We start from the raw sequence: 3734 nt of genomic DNA on the forward strand, positions 1-3734 counted from the left end.
AGCACCCGAAGGACATCCCCCGCTCAGAACCGAGCAGCCAGCCCTTGCCCTGTTAGAGAACAGTGTTCTTGAGTTTCGATCAGGCGCCTCGTCGCCGAACGGCCCGATCCCGCTTCTACGCCGGTGCGCCGCTGTGGGCGGGGCTATGAGCCCAGCGTCCAGCCAGCCTCCTGGGGCAGGCCGTCGCCGATGTTGCCTTACAACCCTCTGGAGTCAGCGTTTCATAGATCGGCGCGAGCGGTCCCTCCGCAGCCGGCAGGCAATCGCGCGCAAGGGCCGCTCGTCCGTCTAGGCCGCAAAGAAGGCGACTGCAGCCTGGGACGACATTGCGGTCTGAAGGAGCACAGCCGGGACGGTCTCGATACTGAGCTGGCTCAGGCCCTGAAACAGGCTGGGGAACCCGTCATATCAACGCTCGATCTCAACGGCGGCCCGCAAAGAAGGTATGGCATTGGCCGCACGTTGCTGCCACCCTGGGTCAGTGTTGAGCCCTGACCCAGACGTCCTGTGGATGGTCAGGCTCACTGGTATGTTGTCTGCTTACTCGCCTTTGATCGTTAGGGCGCACACGGTCGTCCCGTCCTCATCGACCACGTGCATGCGCTACTCGGGGCCGCCCAGAACTCGCCATCTATGTCCCTCAGCATCTCTCCAACAGCGAGAACCGCTTCGGATCTGGCGTTCTCTGGACCGGCCATGGCAACGCCTGGGTCGTCGTGGAACCGGGCGCCGCTTTCGACGTGGAAGAAGTAGCGGGGCATGGCAGGGTCCTTGCAGGCAACATCAACACCTGAACACCGCTTGAGACCCCGATGTTGCATGAAAGACGGGCCAGGAGGCAGGCGCTGGCAGCCTGTGCGGCCGATTGTTGTCGTCGGGCGCCAGCGTGGGGGGCGCAACGGTTCTCTGAGGCATGTCGGCCTCGCGATGCTCGAACTCCTAGGGAAGCTCATGAACCGGTGCAAAGGGCAGCTCGAGCCGTCACTGGCGCGTGGGCGACGGCTAGAGGCGATGCGGAGTTCATGGCGCAGCTTCGGGGTAATCACCGGCTGTAGCCCCCTGAGCGGATTCAGGTCAGCGCGGGCGTAGCTGTGCGGGCACCGTCCAGGTCGGGGTCAGGCGACAGCGAGGCCAGTTCGGTCTCGCAAACGGACTCGAAGAGGTCGGGCCAGGTGCCGGCGAGGTCAAGGAATTCGACGGCCCACCTGTCCGCGTGGGTGGCTGTGGAACAGTCCGACCAGAACGGCGCGCAAGGTGGCTAGGAGGTCCACCGCCTTGGCTCCCGCCTCGACATCAAGGGCGGCTCGCTCGAACATCGCCGACAGGATCGAAGCCAAGGCTTCGATGGGCAGATCGGGCAAAGCGCCGGCGGCTACGGCTTCCTCGAGGCCAGCTCGAAGGCTGGCCTCACCGTGTCCGGCCTCGATCCGCCGGACCTCCTCGCTGCCAAGCACCGCCGGCCCCTGAACAAGCAGAAGGTCGGCACGACCTTCGACGGACATCGCTGCGAGGTAGGCCTCGGCCCCGGCGAGCAGGCGCTGCACCGGCGTCATCTCTGGCTGGTCCACTTCCTCTATTGCCACAGCAATTGCCTGAGCTTCGCGCTCGAGAATGGCCCTGAGGAGCGCCGCCTTGTCCTCGAAGTGGTGGTACAGGGCACCACGTGTCACGCCCGCGGCCGCCACGATGGCGGGTGTGCTGGTTCCGGCAAAGCCGTGAGCCACGAACAGGGGCCGAGCAGCTGCGAGCAGCCGATCCCGCATTTCCTCGCTTCGCACTTGGTTACTGCGCCGGCCCGATACTTGCATGCATACTGCCTGTTTGTTATAGACGCGCCACATGCAGAGTGTATGCTTTCGGCGCGAGGAGAGAAAGCGTGAGGATCACCAGCTACTACCCGGTCCTGATGGTGCAGGAGGTAGCACCGATTGCGGCCTTCTACGTCAGCCACTTCGACTTCAGGCCCCTGTTCGAGACCGATTGGTACGTCCACCTTCAAAAGAGTGACGATCCGTCCGTGAACCTCGCCGTCCTGCAGGGAGATCACGTGACTATCCCCGAGCCGGCCCGGGGCCGTGCTGGGGGTGTCCTGCTCAACTTCGAGGTCGATAACGTGGATGCTGTCCACGCGCGCTTGGTCGCGGAAGGGCTTCCGATCCTGCTGGCGCTGCGTAACGAGACCTTCGGCCAGCGCCACTTCATCACAGCCGACCCCAGCGGCGTCCTCATCGACGTCATCACCCCGATCCCGCCTGACGAGGCCTATACCGCGCAGTTTCGCCCGGAAGCCTTGCCGAAATGAACGACCAATAAGGCGAAGGACGGCACATCCTTGCCTGCCGCCATAAGTGGAAGTGCAGGTCAGCTGCTTCCAGCGCTATCGCACCAAGCTTGAAGCTGCTCTCTCCGCTCGAGCGATAATTGTCGCATAGTTCCGCAGGAGGTTCGCTTGGCTCTCAAACCTTCGGACGCTCGAACAGTCGGGCAAAGCTGTCCACGTCACTGATCACAGCCTCGCCAATAAAGCGCATCGCCTCCAACGTGCGCTCTCCGGCCTCGGGGTGACCCGCGCCGCAGGCGTCCGCAAGCACAACAGGGATGAAGCCCAGGTCGGTGGCGTGCCGACAGGTCGGCTCAATGCCAATTTCGAGCGCGATGCCGACGATCGCAACCGCCGTTATGCCGCAGTCACGCAAGGCATAGCTGAGCGGCGTGCCCTCAAAGGCGGACATGGCGAGCTTGTCGAACACTGTCTCTTCCGGCGTGGGCGCGAGTTCGGGCACGATGGAAAAGCCGGGTGTCTCGCGGAGGAACCAAGGGCTGACGCTGTCCGGGTCATCTGTGCGCTGCCAGGCCATGGCAGTCCGATACTGAGTAACGCCCATCCAGCTTTTCGGCATGGACAAATGTCGTGTGAAGGCGACCCGCATGCCAACGGCGCGTGCCACACCGAGAGCGCGCCCAGCGCGCTCGGTGATCCGTCCCCCGTCCTGAACCTGGCTCGTGATGCCGGCCTGCATGTCGTAGACCAGAAGCGCCATTCGGCTGGGGTCGCAAAGCTCCTCAATTCTGGTCGGGATGAGCAGACCCTGCGCAGATTTCATCCGTCAGCTCCCGAAAGTCCCATGCGAACGGCGGGCGTCACGGGACTTTAGGCGCGAAGGTTATGCGGTCGCAACTCGCCAGAGGGCTAGGTGGTCTCTCAGATAGGGAGGGCAAGAAGGACAGTATGCGCCATCATGAAGGCTGATGAGGAACTCCGGCCCGGAACGATGGATGCTGTCGGAAACGACCTCAGGACCAATCAGGTTTAAGGCTGTCCGTGTCGGTCAAATGCAGGCTCTTAGCGAGAGGGCGTGTGTTGGCCGCCGACATGTCCGCAAAACCCCCTGTCCATGGGACTATTACCGTACCAGCACTGTAGCACGACTCTTCCCCTAGTTTGACAAGGGGCTGTGGAGCAAGCTCGGACTGTCCGTTCAAGGATCCCCTTACGTATAGGTTGAGCTTTCGGGTTTGTCCGGGCCAAGCCGCTGAGCCGAGAACAGCAAAGCGGATCGCATATGCTTTCTGTGATGGAAAACCGACGATGACCGCAAGCGGGCTAAGCGCGATAGTTTCAAAGGCACTTCAGCAGGCTCAGGAAGGTCCCGCTTAGCACGTTAACGGAGCGCCACTGCGAAGGCTGCTTCTTGCGTCCTTCCCCTTTCATGGTCGGAACACCCTAAGGGCTG

At 62.7% G+C, this 3734-nt stretch carries 4 protein-coding genes; 1 reads left to right on the forward strand and 3 read right to left on the reverse strand.

What is annotated here, in order from left to right:
* Positions 1–557: 557 nt before the first annotated feature.
* Positions 558–953, reverse strand: a complete 396-nt coding sequence (locus FHG66_RS23050; protein ID WP_425471772.1) for a DUF6894 family protein — start codon at positions 951–953, stop codon at positions 558–560.
* A 231-nt stretch (positions 954–1184) separates the two neighbouring features.
* Positions 1185–1763, reverse strand: a complete 579-nt coding sequence (locus FHG66_RS21170) for a TetR/AcrR family transcriptional regulator (RefSeq protein WP_218013947.1) — start codon at positions 1761–1763, stop codon at positions 1185–1187.
* Between the two features lie 113 nt (positions 1764–1876).
* On the opposite strand from FHG66_RS21170, the gene FHG66_RS21175 reads away from it, so the two are divergent.
* The gene (locus FHG66_RS21175; protein ID WP_139079127.1) at positions 1877–2302 is read left to right on the forward strand and encodes a VOC family protein; all 426 of its coding nucleotides are present in this window, start codon (positions 1877–1879) and stop codon (positions 2300–2302) included.
* A gap of 154 nt (positions 2303–2456) precedes the next feature.
* Here the strand turns inward: FHG66_RS21175 and FHG66_RS21180 are convergent, their stop codons facing one another.
* Entirely contained in the window at positions 2457–3104 is a 648-nt protein-coding gene (locus FHG66_RS21180) for a cysteine hydrolase family protein (protein WP_139079128.1), read from the reverse strand.
* Positions 3105–3734 lie beyond the last annotated feature (630 nt).

It is taken from the genome of Rubellimicrobium rubrum (assembly GCF_006152115.1).
Taxonomy (GTDB): domain Bacteria; phylum Pseudomonadota; class Alphaproteobacteria; order Rhodobacterales; family Rhodobacteraceae; genus Rubellimicrobium; species Rubellimicrobium rubrum.

Excerpts from the sequence above, each read along its gene's own strand:
- FHG66_RS23050 (WP_425471772.1), bottom strand. The coding sequence starts at position 953 with ATGAGCTTCCCTAGGAGTTCGAGCATCGCGAGGCCGACATGCCTCAGA.
- FHG66_RS21170 (WP_218013947.1), bottom strand. The coding sequence starts at position 1,763 with ATGCGGGATCGGCTGCTCGCAGCTGCTCGGCCCCTGTTCGTGGCTCAC.
- FHG66_RS21180 (WP_139079128.1), bottom strand. The coding sequence starts at position 3,104 with ATGAAATCTGCGCAGGGTCTGCTCATCCCGACCAGAATTGAGGAGCTT.